This is a genomic window from Hyella patelloides LEGE 07179, assembly GCF_900659865.1.
GTDB lineage: Bacteria > Cyanobacteriota > Cyanobacteriia > Cyanobacteriales > Xenococcaceae > Hyella > Hyella patelloides.
Map to the genome: position 1 here is coordinate 26,032 of NZ_LR213782.1, position 26,826 is coordinate 52,857.

Here is a 26,826-nt window from a genome sequence, read left to right on the forward strand (position 1 = left end):
ATTAATAATATTTTTTATGATATTTAGATATAGTCTGTAGCATAAATAATTAAGTTTGCTGCCATTAATTAAATATTCAGTAAAATTAATTAGGCTGCCCATCTTGCTGAACGCAAAATCTTCGAGGAATCTAAAAGATTTAAAACTTCCAATTCTTCTCTCTGCCATTGCCATTGACCCGATACAAAAGGAGTCATACTATCGAGCAATTCGCTCACTGCTTCTAAGTTATCTAAATCCAGCCAATCCATATCTCCAATCTTTTCAATTGCCAAGCCCAAAACTTGTTCTTGGTTTTCAATTGCAATGACAGGAATAGTTGGTCTGTCAGTATTGAGACTGCCTGAGTCTCCCAAAAATTGACAGAGGTCAGCGACCCAGACAATTTTTCCTCTTAAATTAATAGTTCCCAAAAGTAAGGGAGAAGCATTGGGTATGGGAGCAATTTCATCAGGAGCTTGTTGTAAAACCTCTGCAATGCCCGTGGCTGGTAGAGCAAATTCTTTTCCAGAAGGCAAGAAAAATCTTAGATGAAGTTCTCCTTCTGGGTTACTTAATGTCTGAAGCTCCAAAGAAAAATCTTGATCGCTTCCAATGAACAACTCTGGATTACTAGCCATTACATTTCTAAAAATTAGTTGATTACTTGCTGGATTTGATTTCCCTAAATTACCTACTGAATGAAATATTCGGTATCTTCGAGTCTCAAAAGCAATTAAGCCCGAAGTAGCTGTTTAACCGTGCCAATTAACTCTACTGGCTGAAATGGTTTCGCAATATAAGCATCTGCTCCTTGCTTCATTCCCCAGTAGCGGTCAAATTCTTCTCCTTTAGAAGAACACATCACAACAGGAACATTCTGTGTCTTAGGGTCTGCCTTCAGACGACGACAAAGTTCATAACCATTCATCCGTGGCATCACAATATCCATAACAACTATATCTGGATTAAATTTTTCCAGATGTTCTAGAGCTTCTACCCCATCGCAAGCAACAATGACCTTCAGACCACTTCCTTTGAGTAGGTCAGAGATCATTTGTCTTTGTGCCAAACTATCTTCTACGATTAGAACTTTGCTCATAATACGCTATCTGCAAACATTCATACTTAATTACATAAAGTGTACTCTGCGATCAGTGATGATCTATATTTAATTAAATACCTTGAGACAGGTTCTTAATCTTTTATAGTCACTTATTTTCAATTAGTCTATTTTTTGACAATAGTGGTTTCCAATGTTAATCAATTGTACTTTAATCATTGACGATCTTTTCTGAGTCTTACTTAACAATCTTATATTTATTTTTTTTGACCATAAACAATAATTGAGTTCTTATACAAGATTTAACTTTTATGACCTTTCTGCTTCAGAATATACTCTACATTTACTTTAATTGCCACCTGATTGTCTATGTCCACTGGCGACGTTTATCTTATTTACTTAACTGACTAAATTTTTAGTTGAAGATAGCTAATTGTTGGTTTCAATTGTCAGTAACCCTTTTTGAATATAAGGATAAAGAGCTTTTCCAATATGAATTAAAGAGCAATGTAGTTGTTTGAGTAACTGTAACAACTACTTTTTGCGATCGGTTCATGAGGTAAGAGATTCATAGGTTCTAAGAGATATGGTGTTTTTGAGCGTAGTCTGTTCTCCGAGTTTGAGAAGTTGATGGGGATATCGAATGTGGAGATCGAACTGTTTCCACTATTTGAGTTTTCTTTCCAGCTTGCCAATAATTGTGATTGTAGAGCTAATTTGGGATAGAGGGTATTGAAAATTATCTATTTGAAAAGTTAATTGACCTTGCTTACACAGAAAAAGATCGAAGATTGTTGTTTCTCTTAAATTGAGTAGAAGCGATCTTAGTTGTAATGGCTGAAGGTCTTTTTTTGTAGTAACCAAATAAGACAATTATATTTTCTCATTTTGGTATTATTGCTGACTTAGCAAGCATCAAGATATTGATTCAATTTTGATTCTAGTTGATAATACGTCAGACAATCTTTTAGTTTTGTGATGTCATGGCGATTTTCCAGAAAAGTATGGGGAATTTTACCACTGAGACAAGATTTATAACTGATTTGTCGATTAGATGAAGAAACAGAGAGAATAGCTATGTTTTTTGGACTATAATGGCTGTTTAATTCTTAGCACTGAACCTTTTTAGATACTAGTGTTTCTACTGATAAAATACCATTTGTTTGCTTTAATGCTAAAAGTTTAATCTAACTTTGGATGTTGATTCCTCTGAAATTTTTTGGCATTTTCACTGGTTTTAAATAGTAAACTTACTTAGATTGAATTTCAGGCGATATCAAGATTACTAAGATAACAAATATCTTTTAGAAAAACCTTGGCAACCAATTAGAATGGTGGTTATGCTAGTTGTATAAAGATGTATCTAGTAATCATTAGAAAAATCTCAATGATAAATAAAATTTTAAAAAAATATAATAAATGAAGGCTATCATTCAATCACTAGTTGCTTGCTGATAAAAGTTCAATTTACGATTTTTAGCGATCGATATAGTTGAAACACTTTAGAAGATAAATGAGCAACAAGATATCAACTGAACTGAGTCTTAACCAATTGGCTTGATTATAGCAACAAGACTTACTAGATTTTTCAGGTTACAAGATATATATTAATTAATAATTTTTTAACTAATTATTTTGTGGTTTAAGCATAGAAAATAAGGGGATTGCAAGAGTGCGATATTTGGCAGAAATACAAAAGCAAAGCAAGGGTTTTATGGGAGGGTTTGAGACGAAGCTCAAGCTCTTAGCTTGTCAAGGTAACGACCGTAGCTGGAATGTTGTGCCAGGAAACGAATCTATCACCATAGAAGATACAGGAAATCTGGGTGATGGAGCTTTGGTAATGGTAAATCTGAGTTCTAATAACCAAATACAAGGAACTCTCGAACCTGCTTCTACGAGAATTATTGGTATACTACAAAGCTTTTCTCGTCTGTTAGAGAAAAGTAAAAGTCAAGAAGAAGAAATTGAAACTTGGAAAGAATCTTTAACCATTCAGAGTGAACAGCTAAGTTCGCGTGAGTTAGAAATGGAAACTCGCCTAGAACAGCTAGAGAGAATGGAGGAAGAGTTTAATCAATTTGAAGCACAACGCCAAGAAATATCAGCAGCGAGAGAAGAAGCAGAGCTCTTAAGAAAAGAGCTAACTCTTAAAAGTCAAAAATTAGCACAAGAAAGGGAACAACTTCAGCAGGAACAACAACGTCTGGAGCAAAATTTTCAAGAAGGTAAGTTTCTGGATGAAAAACAGGCTGCGGAAATACAAAGTCTGCTAGATTCTTTGTCTTCTGAGATTGATTTTACAGGTTCTTGGGGAGAACATTTACACTCTTGCTTGAGTGCTATCGACCAGCAGCAAGAGCTTTTCACCAAGCATTGGCAAAAACTGGAGCAGAATCAAAAAATTATTGAGCAAGACAGACAAAAATATCTTCAGTCTCAATCGGCACTTAACAATGCTCAACAAGAGCTAGATACTTTGGTAACTTCTATTGATGGAGCTAAACAGCAGCTACAAAAAAAGCAACAATCACTCTTAAGCAAGCAAGAGATCATTGCAATTTTAGTAGAACAAGAAAAGTTGCAAGCAGAAATCCAAGATAGTTTAGACTTTGCAGGTATTGAATCTTCTGGTATGGCACTAGACCAAAAGATCGATATTCAAGCGCTGGAAAATATGCCTTTATCTGAACTGGAGAAGATTGTGACTAACTTAGAAAAAGATTTTCAGAAGATAGCGCAGTTTGTTCAAGATCAAGAAGAAGAATTAAGCTGGCAATGTCAAGCCGTAGCAGAATTAGAACAAAAAATTCAAGAAGCTAGTGAATTCGATCGCCTGGCTTTGGATCACGAACTGGCAGAAGAAAAAGAAGCGAAGAAAATGCTGGATGAAACCTTGGTTGGTCAACGTCGTTCGTTAAAAGAAAGACATGAGCGATTTTTACAGCATTCACGAATTCTCAAACGTCGCCAGGGTGTATTTGATTTGGACGCAGAGCTTCAAACTGTTGATTTAGAACCGATTAAAAATACTTTGCAGCAACAACAAAAGAATCTTTTACAGCAAAAGGAGTTGTTAGAGTCGGAAGTGGCGAGTATTCAAGAAAATATTACTACTTTAAAAACTGACCTGGAACAAAAAACAACTAAAGAAGAAACTTTAAATCGCAGTATTCAAGAACAAGTTGATGTGTTGGAAAAACAAAATCTGACCATTACGAAAATGCAAGCAGAGTTGGATTTTTATCAGGAGAATTTACAATCTCTGCAAGATGGATTGAATCAAATTAGAGAACAGCTTGAAACTATAAGTTCTTCGATAACGGATGAAGATCAAACAGGTCAAAGTCCCAGTGAGGTGTTAACAGAGATAGACCGTATGATTAAGGATTTAGTTAGTACATAAAAATTAATAAAGTAAGGTTAAGATTTTTGATTTGGTTTGAAACCCTGTCTAGCTAGCCTCTACATCCCTCACTTTCAAACTAGATGCAGTTTAAGTTGTTTGATTTGGATCGTTAATCGCAATGCAATCTCTTCCCTGTCGTTTTGCTTGATAAAGAAGATTATCTGTCTGAGCAATTAAGTGATGGGGCGATGCTTTGGGTAAAGGGATTTGGGTAGTAATGCCAATGCTGAGGGTTATATGTTGACTGATAGCAGATTTTTTGTGGACTAACTTAAGCTGAGCTAAATTACGACGAATTTCATTGGCGACAAATAAAGCACCTTGAGTATTGGTATCGGGTAGGATAATGGCAAATTCTTCTCCACCATAGCGAGCAACTAAATCAGCAGGTCTTTTGGTAGATGTTTTCAGCACTTTGGCTACGGCTTGTAAACAGCGATCGCCTGCAGGATGACCATAGGTATCATTATACAGTTTGAAGTAGTCAATATCGCATAAAATTAGGGACAATGGCTTTTGCTCTCTAGCGAGGCGTTGCCATTCGTTGTGTAAAATGCGATCGAAGTAACGGCGATTAGCGACTCCTGTTAGACCATCTAAAATAGCTAGTTTTTCGAGTTGCTGGTTGACATCTTGTAATTTACGATAAAGTTCTGATTGCTGAATGGCAATAGTAATTTGAATTGTCAGCTTTTCTAAGAAGTCGAATTCCCAATCTTGCCATTTACGAGGAGTCTGAAAGTTATGAGCGACTAACATTCCCCACAAGCGAGTGCTATTTTGTTTTTCACTATTGGTAATTTCACTATCAGTAATTTTACTGGAACAACTACGATTAATTTCCGTATTTTCCCTGTAGTTATCTGTACTGACTAAATTGGCAGGTAAAAAATTTTCTTCGATTTCATTATATAAGTAATTAGAAGCATCTAAAGACTCTGTAACAATCGAACTGCGCCAAATAGCCAAAGTTAATACCGATCTAATTTGATGCTCTGCTAAAAAATAGACATCTTCATGAGGTGCTGCAATCACATCTTCAATGGCTTGAATGTTATCAGATTGAGCCAAAAGAGAGTGTAACTCAAAAAAATCTATGCTATTCATCATGGATTGAGTTGACAAATCTTGCTCTTCTTTGGGTTTGATAGACTCAGCAATAATTTCTCCTGTACTATTAGCCTCACAACGATAGAATAGTACTCGATCTGTTGCCAAAAATCTTCTGATTTCTACTACTGTACTATCTAATATTTCTTTCAAATCTAGAGACTGACGAATACGATCTAACATCTCTTTCATGAGGGCATCTTGTCTTACCTTAACTTCTGCTTTTTGTCTTTCAATGGCATAAAGAATAGAACGAATCAGCAATTCTCTCGTGATTTTTCCTTTAATCAAATAGTCTTGAACTCCCTGACGTAAAGCTTCAATGGCGATATTTTGATCGTTGAGATAGGTTAAAACAATAATTGCAGTGTTTGGTGCTTTTTCTTTAATTTTGGCAATACCTTCTAAACCTTTACTATCTGGAAGAGATAAATCTAGTAAAATAGCATCGAAATTATTTTGAGATAAGCTAACAACCGCCTCTTTTAAACGTTTAACGTGTTCGATCTCTACAGTTGGGTGGTCTTGTTCGACTAAAATTTCATCTAGCCAATCAGCATCGGCAATCTCATCTTCTATCAGAAGTATTTTAACTATATCTGTATTCACGGAAAAATAATTTCAAAAATGATTAATTTTTTTACTATTTATTAATTTTGAGGTAACTGAGAATAGTTTAACCAAAAATTCAAGCTGATTTTAACTAAATTGATAAGTTCTTGTAAATTATAAGGTTTATTTAGATAACAATTTGCTTTTAAATTATAACTTTTTATAATATCTTTTTGTGCGTTTGAAGATGTCAGTATAATTACTGGTATTATCTTAAATTTTGGTTCTTCTTTAATTGTTTTTAGTAGCTCATGACCGTTAATTTTTGGTAAATTGAGGTCTAATAAGATTAAATCGGGACGAGGTACATTACAATATGGTTTTTCTCGTCGAAGGAATTTTAAAGCACTTTCTCCATTACTTACAATATGTAACTTGTGAGGCAGATTATTTTCTTCAAAAGCTATTCGCATTAAATCTTGATAACTAAGTGTATCTTCTATCAATAAAATGTTACTTATTGTTGAAAATTGTAGAGACATAGAACTTGGAAATAACTAGGTAATGCTTACTAATTATATCTTCTATTTCAGCTAATTCAATTGTTTTGGTTAGGAATTGTAAAATAAAAAGTTGTACCTCGGTCAAGTTCTGATTCTACCCAAATATCTCCCCCGTGACGTTGCACAATTTTCTGACAAATCGCTAACCCGATACCCGTACCAGGATATTCTTCTTGGGTATGAAGCCGTTGAAAAATTTGAAAAATGCGTTTTTGATGTTGTTTTTCGATACCAATTCCATTGTCTTGGATACAAAATTGCCAAACATCATCTTGTTGAGTAACATCAATTTTAATAGCAGGAGGAATTGAACAACGATACTTGAGGCTGTTACTAATTAAATTTTGGAATAAAGTAACAAACTGACTATGATCGACGATTAATTTAGGTAAATTGTCACTGTAGATAATTTCTGCTTGATTAAGTTCGATTTCTGACTGTAAATTTGCGATCGCTTGTTTGACGATAAAACAAAAATTAGTTTCGCGAAAAGTATTTTGCTGACGATCTACTCTGGAATATTCCAGTAAATCGTCAATTTGATTTTTCATGCGTCCTACCGCACTAACCATATAATTAATATACTTATCTGCTTTTTCGTCTAGTTTTTCACGGTAGCGGTGTTCTAGTAGTTGAGCATAATTAGAAATGGTTTGTAATGGTGCTTGTAAATCGTGTGATGCAACATAAGCAAATTGTTCTAATTCTGCATTAGAGCGAGCTAATTCTTGACGTTGTTTGACTTCGCTTTCTAATAATTCTGCTTGAGATAAAGCAGTATTTAATTGTTCTACTAACTGTTGTAATAATTCAATTTCATCTCTCGTCCATTTGCGGGGTTTACTACACTGTTGAACACATAATAATCCCCAAATACGAGCGATCGAATTAGGATAAACATTATGGCGATCGCGTATTACGGAACGTCTGACAATAGGTATAATTAAATTGGCACGAACTTGATATTTTTGAAGAAATTTGTAATAGTCTGCATCTATAGCTACGGTTTCAATGTCTTCCCAAGCATAAAAAGAACCTTCTTCATACTGATGAGATAGAATTTCGTTATAGTATTCATCACTAATTATCTGTTCCAACATTGAAGGAAAATTAGGTGTAACTGATTCTTCAATTATTTTTGCTGAACCATCAACTAAAAATTGTAAAATTACTACTCTATCTGCATAAAACATTGTTTGTAGCTCTGTCACTGTAGTAGTAATAATCTTAGAAATATTAAGAGACTGGCGAATTTTTAAGGCAATGGAACGTAGTAGGTTACGATAGCGAGTTTGACGTATTTGTTGAGTAATTCCTTGTTTGTCTTTAGTAATATTCCTGGCACTTCCTCGTATTTGAAATATTTCTCCTTGTTGATTTCTTATAGGAACAAGCATAATTAACCATGTTTGAAGCTCATTTTTAGTTTTTACTGTGTTTTCATAACTAATATTTTTTTGTGAAAAAAAGCAATCTTGATACTTTCTTTCTTCTAATGGAGGTAGTATTTCTGTGATTTGTTTACCTGTGATTTCTTCTTTGGGCATACCTGTAATTTTGGCATAAACAGAGTTAACTATGCCATAGACCAATGTACCATTAGATAAACGATCAATTGAAAATAAACCATCAACACAATCGTCAAAAAAATCTTGATAGAAAGCTTTGTTTTGCTTATTTTTTAAAGAAAGAGATTGCTGATAACTACTCGAAGTTAATCTTAAAGAACGTTCAATGTTATACTCATCTAATTTTTGAAGATGCCAATAATCTGTAGCACCTGCTCTGACACTATTTATTCCAGTTTCGTAACTTTGACATAGGGTAATTATAGGTAAACTATTACAATAATTCTTTTCTTTTAGTATCAGGAAAAACCGATAATCAACTATGTAAGTTTGATACTTGCGATCGCTATAATATGAATCCCATTGAGAACAGTCAGATAACCAAGTTAATTGATAGTTAATTTTTAATAATTCTATTTTTTGTAAGCAGCAAGCAATTAAATTATAAGTGTTTAAAGACTCTGTTAGTAACAGAATATGACTATCTTGTTTATTCACTAATTATATTGAACTCTGTCTGAACATCGATCGTTTAACGTTTATTATTGAGAAGTCACCAATAATGTTGATTAATCTTCAATGTCCAAGTTAGCACAAACTATTTTGGGTTTAGAGGACAAAATACCTTCTTGGCTTTTTAAGACACCGATTCCCAGAAATCTACTATCTTCTTGGTAAACTCTTGAATGAACTGGCTGCTCTAATGTCGCTAAATTTTCTTGGTTAATCTCATAGTCATAAACAGATATACTTTTCTTGTCTGGTAAGCAGATAGTCTGACCATGACACCAGCGTTTACTCTGTTCTAGATCGAGAGTTATAGTAGTTAAATGAGCAAGAATTAGATCGGGTCTAATTAGTTTAAAAGTATTATTTTGTAGCTGTTCTTCTATAGTTTCAAAATTAATACTATCCTTTAGTTGCATATTACAACTTTCAGTTCTGATTAAATTAGCCAGAGTTCCTCCTACTCCTAGCATTGCACCCAAATCTCTAGCGATCGCTCTTATGTATGTTCCCGCACTACAAGAGATATCTACTTCAACTTCAGGGAATTCTCCCGTAACAAGATTAATTAACTCACAGCTATAGATAGTAACTTTTCTTTTAGGAACTTCTACTTCGATTCCTTTTCTTGCGAGTTCATAAAGCTTTTTTCCCTTTTGTTTAATTGCGCTATAAATCGGGGGTACTTGTTCTATTTCACCGTTAAATTTGCTCAGATATTGAATTAGCTCCTCTTTTTGAAGATTATTTACTGGTTTAGTTGCAACTACTTCACCTTCTAAATCATCAGTGGTTGTTTGCATACCTAGACGAATACGTGCGCGATAGGCTTTTTTTTCTGGTAAAAATTGCAACAATCGAGTTGCTTTTCCCACAGCAATCGGTAAAACTCCTGTCGCTTCGGGATCTAATGTACCTCCATGTCCTACTTTTTTCATGTTGATTAAGCGTCGTGTTTTGGCTACACAATCATGAGAAGTAAATCCTTGAGGTTTATTTAAATTGAGAAAACCGAACATTATAGTGAGTTGTTGATTGTTGATTGTTAATTGTTGATTACTGGTTGCTACTTACTACTTCGTCCTTAATTTTTCTTCCTCTCTTGATGCGCATTCTGAGGGCGTAATTTTGAAGTTTCTTCAAAATATTAACTACTCTAAGGAAGATAGAACATCTGTTTCTTGGGTATCGCTTCTTGATTCTTTTTTCTTCTTTCCTCACTTGACGAGTATACTTAGTAGTCTGTTGTTGACTTAATTGGTTGTAATACAGTTTGTTCTTATGGAAGTAAGTTTTCGTGAATTTAATCCTTTTGATGTTTGGATTTGGCTGGAATTTGAAACTGTTCCCTCTTTAATGGAACAACAGTATATCGAAGAACTGTTTAACTCTTGGTTTTACCTCGGCAAATTAGGCGGTTTTAATGCAGAAAATCTTCAAGTACAAGAGACAGGTATTGAAATTAGCTATATGGATTACGATACAACACAATCTAGCGAAAATTTAATGTCTTTGATGCACAATATGGGAAGTTTTGAGTTTTTAGGTACATGGGGAAGGTGTTGGTTCGATCTTGGTACTAGCGATTTAATAGCTATAGATGTTTTAATTAATGCTATAACTCAGTTAAATAAAGACTATGCCTTGGTTAAGCAATTAATTATCGGTGGAGAAAATGAGGACTGGTCAGTTCAAGAACAGAGTAATTTTCTTGAGAGTTAGTTGTTAGCTATTAGTCAGTAAGTATATCCATTTGTGAGCGCAAAAGTAGAAATAGTCAACTACTACAGGTAGTGTTTAATTTTTAAATTAACACCAAATATGGATCGAAGAAAAATTGTTTAGCGATCGCTTGTTTGAAGATTTGTTACTCAATTAAATTGCGACCGCGCAATTTCCCAGAAATGCCAAAACTTTGACACAGAAAAGCTTTAGTTAAGCGATGTCTCAGTAAAATTCAGATTTAAAGCCTCCTGGAAACGAGCATTTGGCAATCAGCAAATTAGCTTGAGCGATCGCAGATGTCATAGCTCTATTTTATGAAGCTGGAATTTCAATTTGAATGTCAATATAACCTAGCTGAGATTTGGTAGCAGGTATGGGCTGGTTACTTGCTTTTAAATTTTCCAAGTGAGATATGAGAGCTTCAGTCAACTGTTGTTGAACCTCTTCAATAGTTTTGGCTGTTGCTACACAACCAGGAAAATCGGGACAATAGGCAGCATAGTTGTATTTAGCTTTCTCAATGACGATAGGATAACGAAAGGTCTTCATTAGACTTAATATTTGCCTGTTAGTAAATGCTTTTTAATCTATCAGAAATTGGTTAATTTGATAGTTTGTCAGTAACACCTAGGAAAAACCCACACAAACTTTAGTTAAAGTTCAACAAAGTAAAATTAGAAAAGCAACTAATGCTATTTGTAAGTTAATTGAAGAGGAATATTAGATAGAAAAGGTTCTAAAAGGCGATCGCCTGAAGTCTAATATTTTTCCTGAACTTGAGTTAACTACAGATACAATTTTTTAAGCAGCAAAAAAATCGTAAATGTTAATCGATCGCACTATATAAATTATTAGTTGCAGGTGGACTATTATATCTAAGCTTAATTAGTTTACGGTCGAAACTCGTGCATAACCAAAAGTCTCTTAAAAAGTATCTCTTAAATCGATTATAAGTAAAATTCGTAATAGTCTTTTGATTTACTTACCTACACTATTGTAGATATTCAGAAGCTTATATCTATTTATTAGATATATTGTTATATTTGTATATATATCTTTCATAAACAGTATCCAATAGTTAATATGAGCGATCTAGATTTAAGTCTTACTCCTAATCAGGAAGTAATCCTGTCAGCACTTCGTTTCAGAAAACGCTACGGATTAGAGATTATTGAGGCAATAGAGAATAGTGGAGGTAAACAGATAAGGTTTAATTCTCTCTATCCCAACTTGAAAAAACTGGAGAAAAAAGGCTTTGTCAAGTCGGAATGGGGTAATGAAGCACCTGAAAAGCATACTGGAGCTAGGCGAAAATACTACCAAATTACGGGGACTGGTACGAAAGCTCTGGAAACTAAACAACAGTTGTTAGAAAGCGTCGCTTATTGGATGTCTGAGCCAGAGGGGGTGTGAAATGAGTTCTCAGGATTTAGAATTGGCGAGCAGAATAGGTGAATTGGTCAGCCATTTTTCAGAAGAATGGGAAGAGTACCAAGATTGGCTAAGAGATATTATTTCTTCTCGGTTAGTTCTTCGGGAACGTTATCCAGCTTGGCAAACTGTGGTGATTTTTCACTGGCGTTTATTGTATTTTGTAGCTTATGTGGGTATTGTTATGGTTGTTAATCGACTACTCAAAAAACTTAAAAGTTTTCTCTTAGAAAAAGATTTTTTAAACTTCACAATTCTATCTGAAAGGGTTGCCACTGTAACCCAGTTGCTCGGAATCGCTCGATATCGCTATATTCTTCAACGAACGGCTACACTTTTGGCAGTAGTAGAACTTACCCTTTGTGGTATCGCTGCTTTTACTGGCATTCTGCTAGCGTTTTATTATCAGCCCACGGCACTTGGAGCTTACAATTCCCTGACAATGATTGTGGAAGAAGTTACCAATGGCTCACTTATCTTGAGTTTGCATAATCTTGCTGGTCACAGTCTGATTGTCTTAGCTTTGGTTCAAATCGTCGTCATGTTTTTAGGACGACGGTTCTTGCTGTCTTGGTTAACTGCTTGGATTAGCGGTATCTGTTTGACCCTCACTGCTATTGGTCTTAGTTGGACAGCGATTGTCTTAAATTGGGAACAAACAAGTTTCTGGCGTTTTAAAATCGAACTGAGCATAGTTGCATCGATTCCTCTGGTGGGTTCAAATCTGCGAGATATTTTGTCAGGTGGAAATGGTATTAGTAGTCTCACTTTGCAACATATGTACGCCCTGCACAGCTATATCCTGGCAGTTGTAGCTATTATCCTTTCCATTACTCATCTCACTGCTCTTATCTGCCAAGAGCAAAACTGGAAACCTGAAAATAAGAAGTTTAGATTAATGCAATTATGTAACAAGTATGTTTCAAATGAAGAATCTTCATCTGTTTAGATCGAGTTTTCTAGAATTGGAATAAAGAAAAAGCTGAAACCTATGCTAAGAAAGTCATTAAAGGTTTCAGCTATGGAACAAAAAAATTGTGGTAGTTTGAGGGGAAAAGATACGATCTTTTTAATACTTTTCCCTATGAATTATTACCAGTAACTTATGTTGTGCATAGGTTGTTTCTGGTAGGGGCGTATCGCGATACGCCCTTACAATTGTTTGGAGTTGTTGTTTAAGTTGAGCAACACTTTTGCGCTGTTGGTAAATATCGGCTTCAGATTTTTGGGGATTATTGAGCAGATTGGTAACTAGATTATCTCCTAGATCTCCCGCTAGCTTTTGTAAGAGTTCGGAAGCAAAGTGAGTGTGTTTATCGATGGAGACGCGGAAGCCTAAACCGAATTCGGCGTTGTCTTCAAATAAGCTGTTAGCCCAGGCGGGGCATTGTCCTTGAGCATTTTTCGTCCAAGGAGTAGTAGGCAAGTTACCACCGTAGATGGAAGAACAGCCAGTAGCATTGGCTATTACTATGCGATCGCCGAATAGCTGAGTTACCATTTTTAGGTAAGGGGTTTTCCCACAGCCAGCACAAGCACCAGAGAACTCAAATAGGGGTTCTTCCTGTTGTTGTTGGCGAATTTGGTTGAGTTTGAGGTTACGGCGATCGGGTAGGGGTAAATCGAGGAAAAAGTCCCAATTAGCGCGTTCTGTTTCTCGTAATGGTAGTTGGGGTTCGAGATTAATTGCTTTGCGTGTGGGATCGGTTTTGTCTTGAGCAGGACAAACATCAATACAGACAGCACAACCCGTACAATCTTCTGGAGCAACCTGGAGGCTGAAATTCTGACCTTTAAAGTCTTTATCTCTCGCTGCGATCGCTTTAAAAGTGGCTGGGGCTGATTCTAATACTAAATCCTATTGATTCTGTATATATATTTTGATTTAATCAATATCTACTGTCTCAGATGTAGCCAATATTGTGTGGTAGATATTGTAGCTTTCTCGGTCGTAACAACAGAAAATTATGCGAGGAAAATTACTATTGAGCCGTTGTTCTTTTTGGCATACTTCTATTGCTACTTGTGCTGCTAAATTTTTGGGATAGCCATAGATACCAGTACTAATACAAGGAAAAGCTAAGGAGGTAAAATTTTGTTCTCTTGCTATTTTAAGCGATCGCTGATAACATTGAGTTAAAAGTTCTGATTCTGCGTTATTTCCTCCACGCCAAACTGGGCCGACTGTATGAATCACATAAGACGCGGGCAAATTATATCCTTTCGTCAGTTTGGCATCACCAGTTTGACAACCTCCAAGTAATCTACATTCTTGAACGAGCTTTGCTCCTGCTGCTCGATGTATAGCCCCATCTACTCCGCCTCCTCCTAGTAAGCTAGTATTGGCAGCGTTTACAATAGCATCTACTTTTAATTTGGTAATGTCACCTAAATATACTTCTAAAGAGCTATTCATCAATAATGTAGTTATTCTGGACGGACAATAGAGATAAAAGGATTGGTTAAATAAGTATTGGCGACTTCTTGAATCATTTCTGGGGTAACTTGGGATATAGCTTCAGGAAACTCAAAATCGAAATCTACTCCCAAACCTAAACTCTCGTACCAGCCATAAATTTGCGCAATTTCACCATTGGTTTGTTTACCTAAAGCATATTGTCCTAAAAGCTTATTTTTGGCTCCTTGTAATTCTGCTTCGCTTAATTTTATCTGGCTCAAGCGTTCCACTTCTTGACGTAAACCATCTATGGCAATTTCGGTATTTTCGGGAGCAGTACCCATGTAAACTACAAAAGGAGCAGGTTCTAAACGAGTGGGATAAAAAGCCGAGACATCATAAGCTAAACCGCGTTTTTCCCGTAATTCGACGAATAAGCGACTAGAAAGGCCGTTTCCTAAATAGGTACTGATTAATTTTAGTATAGGATAGGCTTCTTCTGTTACACCAACGCCTTTATAACCCAGCATGACAATAGATTGCTGGGTATCTTGAAAAGTGATTTTTTCTGAAAATTCAGTATCAATAGCAGGTAATTGCTCGACAGTCAAAGTAGTGTCAGGAATGGGCCAGTTACCAAATATTTCAGTTATTGAATTAATAGCTTTTTGTTTGGTGAGACGACCAGAAAGGCTGATAATTAGATGATCGGGACGAAAATAAGTTTGATGATATTGTTTTAAATCTTCCGCAGTTAATTTAGCTACGCTGTCTTCTTTCCCCAAGATTGATACGCCGTAGGGATGTTGACCATAAATATTTTCGCGAAGCTGACTAAAAGCGACATTAAAAGGCTGCTCTTTTTGGGAACGAATAGTCTGCAAGGCGATTTTTCGCTCTAATTCTACTTCTGCGGGGGGAAAAGTAGGAAATTGAATAATTTCTCCTATAAGCTTCAGCATGGCAGGAAAATCAGTAGAAACCGTTTTCAAACTAAGAGCAAAATAGTCTGTGCTGCTGTCTGCACCTAAACCAGCACCAACAGATTCTACTTGTTCGGCAATTTCTAGTGCGGAGAGGTTTCTTGTTCCTTTAGTAATTACAGAAGATACTAAATTAGATATCCCTGCTCGATCTGGACTTTCAACAATTGAGCCTGCATTACTAAAGAAAAAACGACCTGATACTAAATCCGCAGCCTGATTTTCTACAATTAGCAGAATAATACCGTTGGGTAAAATTTCACGATGAATTTGATGCTTTCTGGGCTTTGTTTCTAAAGACATTGAGTGCGAATTAACTAAGGTTTTAGTATCACACTAGCATAGCGTTCTGGTGAGAGATAAGCACCAGCTAAACGCTGTAACTGTTCGGCGGTAAGCCTTTCTACAGTAGCAGAATAGGATAAGCACTGCTCTAAACAATTAATAGTATTGTAATAACCGTAGATACTGGCTAATTGTCCTGGGGTTTCAGTCGAAAAAATGTAGTCGTTGATCAGTAAACGCTTGGCTCTAGCTAGCTCTTTGGCTGAGATGGGTTCGGTTGCTAATTGCCATAAATGATTGCAGATTATCTTTTCTACCAGATATAAGTCTGGGGTATCGAGCAAGGCACTAATGGCAAAGACACTAGAATCTTGCTGTAAAGAAAAAGTACTGCAAATATCTAAAACTAATTGTTTTTCTTCTCTCAACTCATCTACTAAGCGAGAGCAACGACCCTCCGCAAGAATTACCGACAGAATATCTAAACCCACTCCCTGCTCAAGATTTTCCGCAGAAGGTCCTATCCAGCCCATCAATAAGCGAGCCTGTTCGATACGAGGTAATTTTAATTCTTGACGGCGATTGCTGAGTAGAGGAGGTTCGGCATCTATTGTGAAAGAAGGACATTCAGAACGCACACCAAAGTTATTAAAAGTTCGCTCGACTATGGATAAAGCAGATTCTTGGTCAATCCCTCCTACTATGGCTACGGTCATATTTTCTGGTTGATAGTGAGTGCGATGAAAGCAGCGCATTAAGTCGGGAGTATGTTGCATTAACAGTTCGACTTCTCCTAGAATAGAACGCTTGTAAGGATGGTTTTCATAGAGAGTTTGATAGAGAAGTTGCAAACCTAACCAATCAGGATCGTCATTACTAGCGCGAATTTCTTCTAAGACAACATCCCTTTCTCGAATAAACTCATCATCAGGAATAGATGCGTGAAGTAAGATTTCAGATAAATAGGGTAATGTTTGTTCGAGATGGGTATTAGCGGTAGCGAGATAAAAATGGGCATAATCATGGCTAGTTGCAGCGTTAGCCATTCCTCCAGTATTCTCGATTACCCAATCAAACTCACCAACTTCTACCTGGGGAGAGCCTTTAAAAATCATGTGTTCTAAAAAATGAGCCATTCCCGACCAGGGTTCGGGTTCAGCAAGTGCTCCTGCTCCGAGCCACACGTCTGTCACTACCACTGGTGTTACGCTGATATGTTGGTGGATAACAGTTAAGCCATTACTTAGTTGAACAACTTTTACTGGTAAGGTCGGGGTTTCGAGAGGAGTCGATACTTGCACCATTAAGTATTTAATTTAATAATTGATCTTGTTGTGATTTCAGCTATCCTAGCCCCGATCTAATTGACTGAGTGGTCAAGTGTGATACAGAAATAATGATTTTTATTAAGAAAATCTTAAGGATTGCTTATAATATCTTACCTAAACATCAGCACCACGAAAAGATCGCGATCGAGATTAAAAATTGAAGCGACTTGTATTTTCTATAATCATTTGTTACATTGCTAAACATAACTTTACAAAGTAAGTTGGTTTGTCGAGTTCAAAGCTATTTTGTAACTCTTGTACCGACTTGTATGCTGGCATATATTTGTCAAACTAGATCGATGTTTCGCGTCACATTGATTTCTCCTGAATGCTAACCTCGGCAGTACCGAGGTTTTTTATTTGTAATCTTTGTAAATTGTTTTGAGCAGTTAAATAAAGCATCGATCCCTGAAAGAATTAAACTAACTCTCTTTTGTCACTCTAGGCACTTGTTTGATTTCTTAAATCTTTAAGATAAATAACTACTTATTGTACAAACTGTAGATAAAATTCTCGAAATAAATATGCCGATTTTTTCTCAGCATCATAAGTCCATACTTTGAAAATAACAATATCTTCTTGCTCTTTAAATGGGAGAGTAAAATTTGCAGTCCAACCAGAATTAATTAAATCAGGATTATTAAAAAATTTGGTTACCCATGAATTTGGTTCATTGACAGAAGCTCTCGCTACAATTTGGTTATCATCACCCATAGTTATAATGACCTCGTTTGCCTTAGTTCTATCTGGTTTTACAGCCCATCCCTCTAATTCAATTGGTTCATCTTTAGAAGCAGTAATGATGGAACTCGTTTGATTGGAATTGTTAATTCTGTCGATCCCGCCTCGTGGGTAACGACAAATAAAACGGATATTCTCTGGATTGTTGGTAGATGTAAGGTATCTATCTTCTTCAAAATAATCATTAGTTAAAACAGAAATATCGTCCTCAACGGGCAAGACATAAAATTCTTCTTTATCAAAGTAGTCCATGTAGAAAATAGCGAGAATATTTTGTGGAGAAGTGCAGGAAGGATAAATACCTTCTTCTAAATTAAATCGGTAAATATAGCTAGTGGGTATTTGTCGATGTATGGCAAAATAATTTTTTTTGTCTAGGCTTTCTCGCCAGTTAATATTATTAGTGTTAATAATATTTTTTAGGTTTATCAAATCTTGTTTAATATTATTGAATTGTAGATTTACTAGAAGAGTTAAAGTTAAAGAAAAAACTATAATCAATGTAAAATTACTGGTAAAAAAAAATCTGATTAAAATATGTAACTTATATCGTATATATTGCTGCGCTCTTTCTGTATTATTATAGAGTAAATTATTAACTTTTGAGGAAAATAATAAAGCAAAAATCAAGATAATTAAACCAAATAATGCCCCTCTAAAACTCAATTGCCTAGCACAACATATTTCTCCAAATTGATAGTAGCTGGTTATAATAGTTACAAAATTAGTGATTACTAAAGGAATAATAGAAATAAAGCAAGCATTTTTTACTCGTTGACTAATATTTATTTTTACTTTTATTAATGATAGTAAAATTATTAATAAAAGACCAAACTTACAAAAAATAGAATAGGAAAAAGAGTGCCAAGAACTACTTGTTTCCCATGCAGGACTATTCAGGAATAGTATTTCTTGCGTAAACTGTTTTAAACTAGCAATAAAGCTATTAGTCCAATTACCCATTAAAGCTGATTCTAAAGAAGTCTTTACTTCTATGGAACCAACACGATAGGTTTTTATGAGAGAAATTACATATAAAGATAAAGCAGAAGATATAAAAATCCCCATAGATAGTTTTATTTTACCTAATCGATTAATTCGATAAAAGGGAAGATAATTTAACTGAGATTTAAACGTAATTAATAAGAAGATTAATAACAAAAAAATATTTAATACTAATTGATATACTACTCCAATTTCCCATGAAGAAGATGTCATGAGACTAATAACCGTAAATGAAACAAACTCCCCCCAAGAAATTTGAGAGTTATCAGCTTTAGTTAGCAAAAAATTGTTCCCAAGTATAATGCCCGACAAAGTAAGTAAATAGGGTGCTGCAACCGCAGGAGCATAATACATAGTAACAGGTTTTTCTGCATAGATAAAATAACAAAATAAAATTAGGGATAATAGTAAAGCGACTAAGAAGTCTAGCTCTATAAGTTTACTTATTTTGGTAGTTTTAACTTTAAATATCTCAATTATTTGCGGGTTTTTATGCTCAATTGATATTCTAGAAAATTGAGAAATAATACTTTTAAAACTAATAAATAAGGATAAAATTAAGCCGAGCCAAATAGTTAAAAGAAAGAAACCCGTAAATGGGTTTTTAAATAAGAGGACAAAGTGGTAGTAAATATACAAAACTATCTCAGACAAAAATCTAGGACTAGCCTTGAAAACTCTATCTGATAAACCTTGTAATCCAAACAATTGAAATAGTTTAGCTAGTAAATAATCATCATTGCTCCATGATGAAGCCATTAGAAGTAAAAAAGAAGGAAGCAGAATTAAAGTAGAAAGTAAGACTAATAATATAGTGACTTTTTGGGATTTACTTAGTAAATTATTTGTCATAATTAATACCCTAAATTCATGTAGTATCGATCGTTATTTGAGTTTACTATTGGAATAAAAGTTGAGAATAAACTCTTGAGAAAAATTTGCTATTTTTGTATCAGGATTATAAGTCCATACTTTAAAAGCGATCGTTTGTCCATCCCATTCAGGAGAAGCAGTAAACGTTGTTTTCCATCCTGAATCAACTAAATTCGGATTGTTAAAATATTCAGCCACATCAGGACGGGGTATACCTAGTGGAATATTTACCAGTAAATTTTTATCATTTTCTACTGTAATAATTATCCTTTTTGCTTTACTTTTATCGGGATTAATTGCCCAACCAAGTACTTCCACAGTCTCATCAATTTTGACATCAATTACTTGACCAGTATTTGTAACTTTATTTATTTTTTCAACATTACCTAAAGTATAAGAACAGGCAAAATAAATTTTGTTTTCAAGACTTTTAATTTCCTCAGAAATTATTTCGAGTTGAACATCCATTCCTTGACGCTTGAAAGGAGTGGCATACAATTTTTGCTTGTCAAAATAATTTATATATGTAACTGCTCTACCATTATCTGGCTTGTCACAAGAAGGATAAAGCCCATACTCTAAATACATTCTGTAAATATAAGATGCTGGCACTTCAGTATATACAGCGAATGATTCATTGGAATTAAGATTTTCTTGCCAATTTCGATTATTACTAATAATGAGATCCTGAAAATTACTAATATCTTGTTTAAGATGGTTTAGCTGTAAATTAACTAGGAGCGTAATAGTTAAGCCAAAATTGACAAGCAAAGTAATGGGGGAATTGAGCAGTAAACAGATATTTATCTTATTCGTAGCTTTATCTTGTTTAGAGGAAAGTAAGGAGGTAATAATTAACGCGATCAGAACTATCGTTAATCCAATTAATGCAGATTTAAAACTGGTTTGTCTAACAGGTGAAGTTATCCCTAATTGATAATAGCCAGAAAATGTAATGATAAAGTTAGTAATAATTAAAGGAACAATAGATAAAAAACAAGCATTTATGGCGATCGCATTAAGCTTTACTTTAACTTGATAAAGTAAGATTATTAGCAATAATAAAAAACCTAATTTATAAATCAATGAATAAGTAAAAGAATAAACATCTATATGAGACTCCCATGCAGGATTGTTCAAGAAAAATATTTCTCTAAAAAACTGAACCACAGCAGTACTAAAACTAGCCGTAAAATTTCCTGTTAATAGAGATTTAATATTATTAGCTTCAACAGCACCGACTCGATTGGATTGAAGCAAGAATAGAACATATAAAGAAAGGGAAAATGGTATTAAATTTGCTATTAATAATTTCCAGCGATTAAATTTGTTTAGACCAGAAAAAGGCAAATAGTTGAATTGAGTTGAAAAAGTGGTTAATAGCAAGAGTAAAAATAAACTGCCACTGAAACATACTTGATAAATTGCTCCCATTTCCCATGAAGATGATGTAATAATACCAAAGATAATTAACTGTAAAAGATCGACTATAGCAATACTTTGAGTATTACTTTGGTTAATAAAAAAGTTGAGATTAAATATTATCCCTGCTAAGGTTGAAACATAAGCAGCAGACACCACCACCAAATAAAACATTGTACTTGGTCTTTGACTGTCAAGTAAGTAAGCAAGAAAAATCAATGTTATTAGCAGTGGCGATAAAAGTTGTAGATAAATATTTTCTGCTTTATTGTTTGTTTTTGTCCGATCTAAAAAAAAAATTTTATCCTGTAAACATAGACTATTATTATTAATAATATTTCTCACAAAAATAAATATAGAGCTAATGAGAAAAAGCCAAATTATCAAGATCATGCCTCCTGTAAATGGTTTTCCCAACCAAGGGACAGCATTGTAGTACAGATACAAAATTATTTCAGAAAAAAATCTCGGACTCCAAGTAAAAATCCTTTCAGATAAGCCATTGAAACCATTAACCTGATACAGTTCAGCGATCAAGTAGTCATCAGTATTCCATGATGAAGCCATTAGAAGTAAAAAGGAAGGAAGTAGAATTAAAGCAGAAGCGAAAATTAATAATACAGTAACTTTTCTAGGCTTGTTTAGTAAATTATTTACCATAACTAATAGATCGCAAAATTGTTGAGTAACAAAAACAAAAATAATAGCTAATTATAGGCTTTGTGGTACTTTTGCAAAAATTAGAGTTCATTGTGTAGCATTAATTAAAACTTTAATACTGCTACACAATGAACTTAAACCCGCTATTTAAATAAAACCATTTCCGATACAACTTGTCTCAAAATGATTTAAACTCTTTTTATAATTGATTATAGTTGTTTGGGTAGATTATTGATTAGTCAATTGAAATAAGTATTAGGAAACTGCGAGCCATATTCTCACTTCTATTGTCCCTTATTCTTAGACTCTGTTCGCGAATTCTCTTTGGTTTTGTCGAAAGTCCAATAATGTTATTTCAAAACTTATTCAGCAAGCCCTAATCATTATTATCGGTAGATAAATTATGTAATTCATGGGGCTGAATTTTGAATATTAAGAAACTGTAGCCAATATGATCCACAGGTTTTTTGTTTTCTCTTAGCCATTGAAATATTTTGGGATCGTTTATAACGCCCACTAATTGATTGGCTTGAATTGCAACTAAACCACCTTTAAATTTTGCAGGATCGACTCCAACTAGACGATCTCTTATACGATTTCCAAAGTGCCGAAGATCGCGGAGATCGACTTCTGGTCTTCCTTTTAAAAGCTCTAACGTTTCCTCTTCTCTAAGATATCTCATGTATATTGCATCAGGATTTTTTTTAAGATACTGGTCTAAGTAAATCCAATTTTGTCCCCAGTCTAAGTTAGAGTCTGCCAGAATTGTATAGCCCATTTTTCTATCCACTAAAAGTTCATTAAAGTATGATATGTAATGAGGAAAATAAGAAAGATTAGAAATTAATAAATAGGCGACAAGACTAATAATAAAAATTCGATATCTATTTTTAAATGCTATCCAGCCCACTGTCACTCGACTAGAAAAAACGAAAAGAAAGGGGAAAATCATGAGAACGTATCGAATCCCAAGTTGAGCAATGGAAAAACTAAAAACAATCAGAAAAAGTAGAGAAGGGATAATTAGGAAAGCTTCATTTTGCCAAAATTTAAGACGATTTTGATATCTGATTGAGCTAATAACTGCCATTAGTAGGAGTAATTGAGTGGCAATAGGTACTTTGTAGAGAAATGCAATTATATAATATTCTTTAAAGCCTTTTAATCTGCCATTTTCTATCCCCAATCTACCCATAAGGTAAGAAGCTCCACTTCCAAAACCGATTTCATGTTTGTACTTACCAAAATCCAGACCCTGCATATAAGCATAGGGAACTGGAATAGGTAGTTGTCTTAATAGCGAATAACTAGATTGTAAGGAAGTAAAAAATTGACTTTCAAACTTATAATTACCCAGCTTAGTAAATGTTTTGTCAAAGGAAAAACTAATATTAATGATTAGAATTGTAGTTAATAAAAATAAGGTTGTATAGTAGCAAAATTTCTTGATACTTGAAATAATTATCTTGAAGTTCCTAGTTTGAATTAATTTAACAATATTTGAGCCATGGAAGCCAATAACTAAAACAAGATAAATAGGTAGTAAATAGATTGAACCATAGCGTGTAATTTGAGCAATTGCAAAGGTAATTATACTCAGTACAACATTTTTTTGACCTCCAAACTTCAAAAAATTCCAAAAGTAGTAAGTCGCAATAAAAACAGAACAAGCTGAAAATATATCTTGGGTAACGAGGCGAGAGTGAGCAATAATATTTGGGTCGAGTATATATAAAGACAAAGCCAAAAAACCAGCATGAATACCATAAAGTTGGCGAGCCCAGCAAAATACATAAATCGCCAAAATCACAGAAGCAAAAATCGTTGCCAGCCTACCACAATAGAGTCTGCCATCTGGATAGGTCTTGCCATCATAAAATGTCCATTTGTACTCTGTCAATTCAGAGATTATGTTCTCAGGAAAAGCTTTACTAATCAAAACATTCAAGGCTGATATAGGTATGTTATTGCGATAATTTGCATCTGTTGCTGCTCGTTCGGATGGTTTACCTGATAGTATAGCTATACCACTAGCATAATGATCTGGTTCATCGTAAGTTATTGATTTTTTGAGAGGCAAAAACAAGCTTGTTATAGTTAAGATCGAAAAGAAAAAACATAGGCAAAAAACCAGAAATATGTGTTTGTATTTGGTCATTTATTGAATCCGATTTATGATGTTGAAATTTAACAAGTTCATAGAAAAAAATCACTTATCAAATATAAGTGATTAGAAATTGAAGTTTATGAGAGTTATTCTACTTTAGTTGAAACTTTAGAGAACATTTTCAAAAACTTTAGTACAGAATATACAATTAATTTTGTTTGAGTATTTATCGTCCAGAGAAATTTGGGCAAAAGTTAAAGCGATCGCTTTTTAAATTTCTGAATATTAACAAACTCATAGTTCTTTATTAAACAACATTTTAAAACAGAGATTAAAAACATACCGAGACAATTTCTCTTAAAATGACCAACAGTGCCAAAACCATTTGAGTAGCAATGTCTCAAAATAAATTATTAAAATTACCCCAGTTTTCCCGTGCTGTTTGGATATTAGCAGGAGGAAGACTGTTATCAGCCATTGGGACTGGATTTACTCTCTTTTACGCCCCCATATTCTTTGTTAATCAGGTGGGGATCTCTGCTACTTTAGTCGGTTTAGCTTTAGGTAGCGGTTCGCTTTCGGGGGTTTTGGGACGATTTTTTGGCGGACAGTGGGCAGATTCGCCTCAATGGGGAAGAAGAAAAACCCTGTTATTATCGGCAATTATTTCTGCTTTGGCGGATGTCGTTTTAGTAATGACAAATAACTTTCCTACCCTAGTAATCGGTAATTTACTGATGGGTTTGGGAGTTGGGCTTTATTGGCCCGCAACCGAAGCTGCTATTATCGATTTAACTACACCAGAACAAAGGAATGAGTCTTTTGCGATTACTCGACTGGCAGATAGCTTGGGTTTAAGTTTAGGAGTAATTTTAGGCGGGGCTTTAATTGCCAATGAAGTTAATTATCGACTGTTATTTCTTTTTGATGGTATTTCTTTTGTCATCTTTTTCTTTATTATCTACTTTGCGATCGCTGAAACCTATAATTTTACTAATCGACATAAATCTCATAATAATGGATGGCTGACTGCTTTAAAAGATCGTAGATTGACTATCTTTTTAGTGGTTAATGTCTTATTTACTACCTATCTTTCCCAAATACAAAGTACTCTTCCTTTATATTTTAAAAACTTTATCTCTGTAGGAGAATCACAGCTAGGCTTTTCAGAAAAAGTAATTAGTGGCTTATTTAGTTGGCATATTGTCTTTGCAGCGATCGCTCAATTACCCATAGCGCGGTGGCTTAATTCGTTCAGTCGCATCAAGGCTTTAACGATTTCTCTTGTCTTTTGGGGAGTGGGATTTATTTTAATTTGGCTAACAGGAATTGTTACTGCATATCCTTTAGTGTGGGCAATAGTAGCATTAGGAATTATGTCTTTAGCAATGGTATCTTATACTCCTTCTGCTTCTGCTTTTATTGCTGATATTGCACCAGAATCCCTTAGAGGAATTTATCTTTCTTTTAACTCTCAATGTTGGGCAGTTGGCTATTTTATTGGCCCTTCTCTGGGGGGTTTTGCCCTGGATAATTCTATAAACTTTGTTAGGGTTTATTGGTTAGCCTGTAGTGGTTCAATCGCGATCGGTATTTTGATATTACAGTATCTCAATACAATAATCTCTGATACTAAATCCTGTTAAAATATGATGTTTAAAAATTCGCTTTATTCTGTGGTTGCTATTCCCAATATTTTTTTAAAACTGAACCAAAAACTACGCATTTTCCAAAATTTACTGCTTTCCATAGCACGAATCAATTCTTGAGATTGAGCTAATTGTCTTTGTAAGTCACTTGCATCTTGTGGTTTTTCTTTTATTTCATAATGAAACCACCATTGATAGTAATTATGAGCGGAAGTTTTTGTATCATAGGGGTTTTTAAAGGCTGTTTGTAAATCTTTTCTTTGGCGATAAACTAATCTTTGTTCATCGCTGATAGCACAACCATTATCAAAGTAATTATAAACGCAAGATAACTTTCCTAATTCATTTTGACCCATTTGCTCACATTGATTTTGATACCATTCTATTAAAGAAGTAGTGGTTTGATTATGCAATTGATACTTTTCGGGCATAATAGCTTGAGAGCTAGAAAAGTGATAAAAACACAAAGGCTTACCATCAACAGTTATCTTAGTTTGTAAATCTCCCTGTACATCACGGTTACTCAAGTTCCAATTCGCTACATTATAACCAGGGTGCCTTAAGATACTTATACCTGTAAAGAAAGAATGGGCAAGATCGATCCAACGTTGATCGGTATATAAACCATTGGCGACATCACTATAACAAAAATCGAGACAACGATTTGCCCACCAATCGATAAATGCCACTCCTTCAGAGGAATTTTTGACCCCTAAAAAACCTAAATTAAATGTACCATGACGTAGAAAACAAATTTCATTATCAACAATAGCGGAAGATAATTTTTCTGGTTTTAGTTGATGGGGAGTAATCAGAATATTACTATCTTCAAAGTTACTAATTAATTCATCAAGAGGAGAAAATATAGCTATATCAGGATCGAAAAATATGACATTATCACATTGATAATGCTGCATAATATACTTAAATGCCAAGCCTTTGACTGCCGTACATAGCTCTACTACCGAATGTTTAAATAGCCATCGCGTCAAGTCAGGTATTTCTAAATTTTCTAGGGTAATAACATTATCAAAATCTTCATTCTCTAGATTAAATGATTCATGAATGCGATCGCATAATACTAGATGAAAATGAAAGGAAGGATGAAATTTTTTCAGTGATTGAGCTAGCACTCTAGCTAATGGTAAATAATTGTTAGTACAACTTGTAAAAATATGGGTAGTAGTCATTATTAATCAAGATAATTATAATTGTTCATTTATGCCCAATCTTTTTTTAACCTTAAACCATTGCTCTCTCATCTTCCAAAACTTACTAGTTTTCATTGCATTTATTTCTATTTTTAATTCTTCTACTTGTGCTAGACTTATTTTATAGCTTTTTTTTTAAATCGTTTATTGTTTTTAAATAGTTAAATTCTTGATGATGCAGCCTTACTCTTTGTAAAGCATTACTTAAGGATGAAATCACTTTTTCTTCTGCAAAAAGACTTTCATAGAAAAAATAT

General features: G+C 34.4%; 19 protein-coding genes and 1 pseudogene. 5 read left to right on the plus strand and 15 right to left on the minus strand.

The features are described 5' to 3' along the window. Nucleotides 1–89 precede the first annotated feature (89 nt). Both H1P_RS04560 and H1P_RS04565 read right to left on the minus strand, forming a co-directional pair. The gene (locus tag H1P_RS04560; protein ID WP_144864597.1) at nucleotides 90–620 is read right to left on the minus strand and encodes a chemotaxis protein CheW; all 531 of its coding nucleotides are present in this window, start codon (nucleotides 618–620) and stop codon (nucleotides 90–92) included. A gap of 95 nt (nucleotides 621–715) precedes the next feature. After that, nucleotides 716–1,081 (minus strand): response regulator transcription factor, encoded by a 366-nt coding sequence (locus H1P_RS04565; protein WP_144864599.1) that lies wholly within the window; start codon nucleotides 1,079–1,081, stop codon nucleotides 716–718. A 1,633-nt stretch (nucleotides 1,082–2,714) separates the two neighbouring features. Between H1P_RS04565 and hmpF the strand changes: the two genes are divergently transcribed. Further along, a complete protein-coding gene (hmpF, locus tag H1P_RS04570) occupies nucleotides 2,715–4,448 on the plus strand; it encodes a pilus motility taxis protein HmpF (RefSeq protein ID WP_144864601.1) in 1,734 nt (577 codons plus the stop codon). A gap of 90 nt (nucleotides 4,449–4,538) precedes the next feature. On the opposite strand, the gene H1P_RS04575 is transcribed toward hmpF, so the two are convergent. The 4 genes from H1P_RS04575 to truB all read right to left on the minus strand — a co-directional run bounded on the left by H1P_RS04575 (nucleotide 4,539) and on the right by truB (nucleotide 9,770). Continuing rightward, nucleotides 4,539–6,170, minus strand: coding sequence for a diguanylate cyclase domain-containing protein (locus tag H1P_RS04575; protein WP_144864603.1), 1,632 nt, complete (start codon nucleotides 6,168–6,170; stop codon nucleotides 4,539–4,541). A 41-nt stretch (nucleotides 6,171–6,211) separates the two neighbouring features. Further along, a complete protein-coding gene (locus tag H1P_RS04580) occupies nucleotides 6,212–6,619 on the minus strand; it encodes a response regulator (RefSeq protein ID WP_222426927.1) in 408 nt (135 codons plus the stop codon). 92 nt (nucleotides 6,620–6,711) lie between these two features. Further along, a complete protein-coding gene (locus H1P_RS04585) occupies nucleotides 6,712–8,742 on the minus strand; it encodes an ATP-binding protein (RefSeq protein WP_144864606.1) in 2,031 nt (676 codons plus the stop codon). A 71-nt stretch (nucleotides 8,743–8,813) separates the two neighbouring features. Continuing rightward, nucleotides 8,814–9,770, minus strand: a complete 957-nt coding sequence (truB, locus tag H1P_RS04590) for a tRNA pseudouridine(55) synthase TruB (protein WP_144864608.1) — start codon at nucleotides 9,768–9,770, stop codon at nucleotides 8,814–8,816. Between the two features lie 262 nt (nucleotides 9,771–10,032). Here truB and H1P_RS04595 point away from each other — a divergent pair, with 262 nt between their 5' ends. After that, nucleotides 10,033–10,473, plus strand: coding sequence for a DUF3531 family protein (locus H1P_RS04595; protein ID WP_144864610.1), 441 nt, complete (start codon nucleotides 10,033–10,035; stop codon nucleotides 10,471–10,473). 315 nt (nucleotides 10,474–10,788) lie between these two features. On the opposite strand, the gene H1P_RS04600 is transcribed toward H1P_RS04595, so the two are convergent. After that, nucleotides 10,789–11,025 (minus strand): type II toxin-antitoxin system HicB family antitoxin, encoded by a 237-nt coding sequence (locus H1P_RS04600; protein WP_144864612.1) that lies wholly within the window; start codon nucleotides 11,023–11,025, stop codon nucleotides 10,789–10,791. 534 nt (nucleotides 11,026–11,559) lie between these two features. Between H1P_RS04600 and H1P_RS04610 the strand changes: the two genes are divergently transcribed. After that, a complete protein-coding gene (locus H1P_RS04610; RefSeq protein ID WP_144864614.1) occupies nucleotides 11,560–11,889 on the plus strand; it encodes a PadR family transcriptional regulator in 330 nt (109 codons plus the stop codon). Between the two features lies 1 nt (nucleotide 11,890). Next, a complete protein-coding gene (locus H1P_RS04615; RefSeq protein WP_144864616.1) occupies nucleotides 11,891–12,856 on the plus strand; it encodes a cytochrome b N-terminal domain-containing protein in 966 nt (321 codons plus the stop codon). A 138-nt stretch (nucleotides 12,857–12,994) separates the two neighbouring features. Here H1P_RS04615 and H1P_RS39250 read toward each other — a convergent pair. From H1P_RS39250 to H1P_RS04650, 7 genes and pseudogenes are all read right to left on the minus strand, one after another. Beyond that, nucleotides 12,995–13,756 (minus strand): annotated as a pseudogene (locus H1P_RS39250) (pyruvate:ferredoxin (flavodoxin) oxidoreductase); the annotation flags it as partial. Between the two features lie 36 nt (nucleotides 13,757–13,792). Continuing rightward, the gene (locus H1P_RS04625) at nucleotides 13,793–14,323 is read right to left on the minus strand and encodes an O-acetyl-ADP-ribose deacetylase (RefSeq protein WP_144864618.1); all 531 of its coding nucleotides are present in this window, start codon (nucleotides 14,321–14,323) and stop codon (nucleotides 13,793–13,795) included. An 11-nt stretch (nucleotides 14,324–14,334) separates the two neighbouring features. Continuing rightward, entirely contained in the window at nucleotides 14,335–15,591 is a 1,257-nt protein-coding gene (locus H1P_RS04630; protein WP_144864620.1) for a M16 family metallopeptidase, read from the minus strand. A 14-nt stretch (nucleotides 15,592–15,605) separates the two neighbouring features. Further along, a complete protein-coding gene (locus tag H1P_RS04635; protein ID WP_144864622.1) occupies nucleotides 15,606–16,877 on the minus strand; it encodes a M16 family metallopeptidase in 1,272 nt (423 codons plus the stop codon). Nucleotides 16,878–17,387: 510 nt separating this feature from the next. Further along, the gene (locus H1P_RS04640; RefSeq protein WP_144864624.1) at nucleotides 17,388–19,499 is read right to left on the minus strand and encodes a hypothetical protein; all 2,112 of its coding nucleotides are present in this window, start codon (nucleotides 19,497–19,499) and stop codon (nucleotides 17,388–17,390) included. Between the two features lie 33 nt (nucleotides 19,500–19,532). After that, entirely contained in the window at nucleotides 19,533–21,602 is a 2,070-nt protein-coding gene (locus H1P_RS04645; RefSeq protein WP_144864626.1) for a hypothetical protein, read from the minus strand. A 376-nt stretch (nucleotides 21,603–21,978) separates the two neighbouring features. After that, nucleotides 21,979–23,682: an ArnT family glycosyltransferase gene (locus tag H1P_RS04650; RefSeq protein ID WP_222426929.1), complete on the minus strand. Its 1,704-nt coding sequence runs from the start codon at nucleotides 23,680–23,682 to the stop codon at nucleotides 21,979–21,981. A 422-nt stretch (nucleotides 23,683–24,104) separates the two neighbouring features. Between H1P_RS04650 and H1P_RS04660 the strand changes: the two genes are divergently transcribed. After that, on the plus strand, nucleotides 24,105–25,355 hold the full coding sequence (locus tag H1P_RS04660) for an MFS transporter (protein ID WP_144864630.1): 1,251 nt from the start codon (nucleotides 24,105–24,107) through the stop codon (nucleotides 25,353–25,355). Between the two features lie 23 nt (nucleotides 25,356–25,378). Here H1P_RS04660 and H1P_RS04665 read toward each other — a convergent pair whose 3' ends face one another. Then, nucleotides 25,379–26,548 (minus strand): glycosyltransferase family protein, encoded by a 1,170-nt coding sequence (locus H1P_RS04665; protein WP_144864632.1) that lies wholly within the window; start codon nucleotides 26,546–26,548, stop codon nucleotides 25,379–25,381. Nucleotides 26,549–26,826: the final 278 nt, after the last annotated feature.

What these genes read in the sequence shown, in the direction of transcription:
- H1P_RS04640 (WP_144864624.1), bottom strand. Translation starts at nt 19,499, where the DNA reads ATGACAAATAATTTACTAAGTAAATCCCAAAAAGTCACTATATTATTA.
- H1P_RS04600 (WP_144864612.1), bottom strand. Translation starts at nt 11,025, where the DNA reads ATGAAGACCTTTCGTTATCCTATCGTCATTGAGAAAGCTAAATACAAC.
- H1P_RS04635 (WP_144864622.1), bottom strand. Translation starts at nt 16,877, where the DNA reads ATGGTGCAAGTATCGACTCCTCTCGAAACCCCGACCTTACCAGTAAAA.
- H1P_RS04625 (WP_144864618.1), bottom strand. Translation starts at nt 14,323, where the DNA reads ATGAATAGCTCTTTAGAAGTATATTTAGGTGACATTACCAAATTAAAA.
- H1P_RS04630 (WP_144864620.1), bottom strand. Translation starts at nt 15,591, where the DNA reads ATGTCTTTAGAAACAAAGCCCAGAAAGCATCAAATTCATCGTGAAATT.
- H1P_RS04665 (WP_144864632.1), bottom strand. Translation starts at nt 26,548, where the DNA reads ATGACTACTACCCATATTTTTACAAGTTGTACTAACAATTATTTACCA.
- H1P_RS04645 (WP_144864626.1), bottom strand. Translation starts at nt 21,602, where the DNA reads ATGGTAAATAATTTACTAAACAAGCCTAGAAAAGTTACTGTATTATTA.
- H1P_RS04610 (WP_144864614.1), top strand. Translation starts at nt 11,560, where the DNA reads ATGAGCGATCTAGATTTAAGTCTTACTCCTAATCAGGAAGTAATCCTG.
- H1P_RS04595 (WP_144864610.1), top strand. Translation starts at nt 10,033, where the DNA reads ATGGAAGTAAGTTTTCGTGAATTTAATCCTTTTGATGTTTGGATTTGG.
- H1P_RS04560 (WP_144864597.1), bottom strand. Translation starts at nt 620, where the DNA reads ATGGCTAGTAATCCAGAGTTGTTCATTGGAAGCGATCAAGATTTTTCT.
- H1P_RS04660 (WP_144864630.1), top strand. Translation starts at nt 24,105, where the DNA reads ATGTCTCAAAATAAATTATTAAAATTACCCCAGTTTTCCCGTGCTGTT.
- truB (WP_144864608.1), bottom strand. Translation starts at nt 9,770, where the DNA reads ATGTTCGGTTTTCTCAATTTAAATAAACCTCAAGGATTTACTTCTCAT.
- H1P_RS04565 (WP_144864599.1), bottom strand. Translation starts at nt 1,081, where the DNA reads ATGAGCAAAGTTCTAATCGTAGAAGATAGTTTGGCACAAAGACAAATG.
- H1P_RS04615 (WP_144864616.1), top strand. Translation starts at nt 11,891, where the DNA reads ATGAGTTCTCAGGATTTAGAATTGGCGAGCAGAATAGGTGAATTGGTC.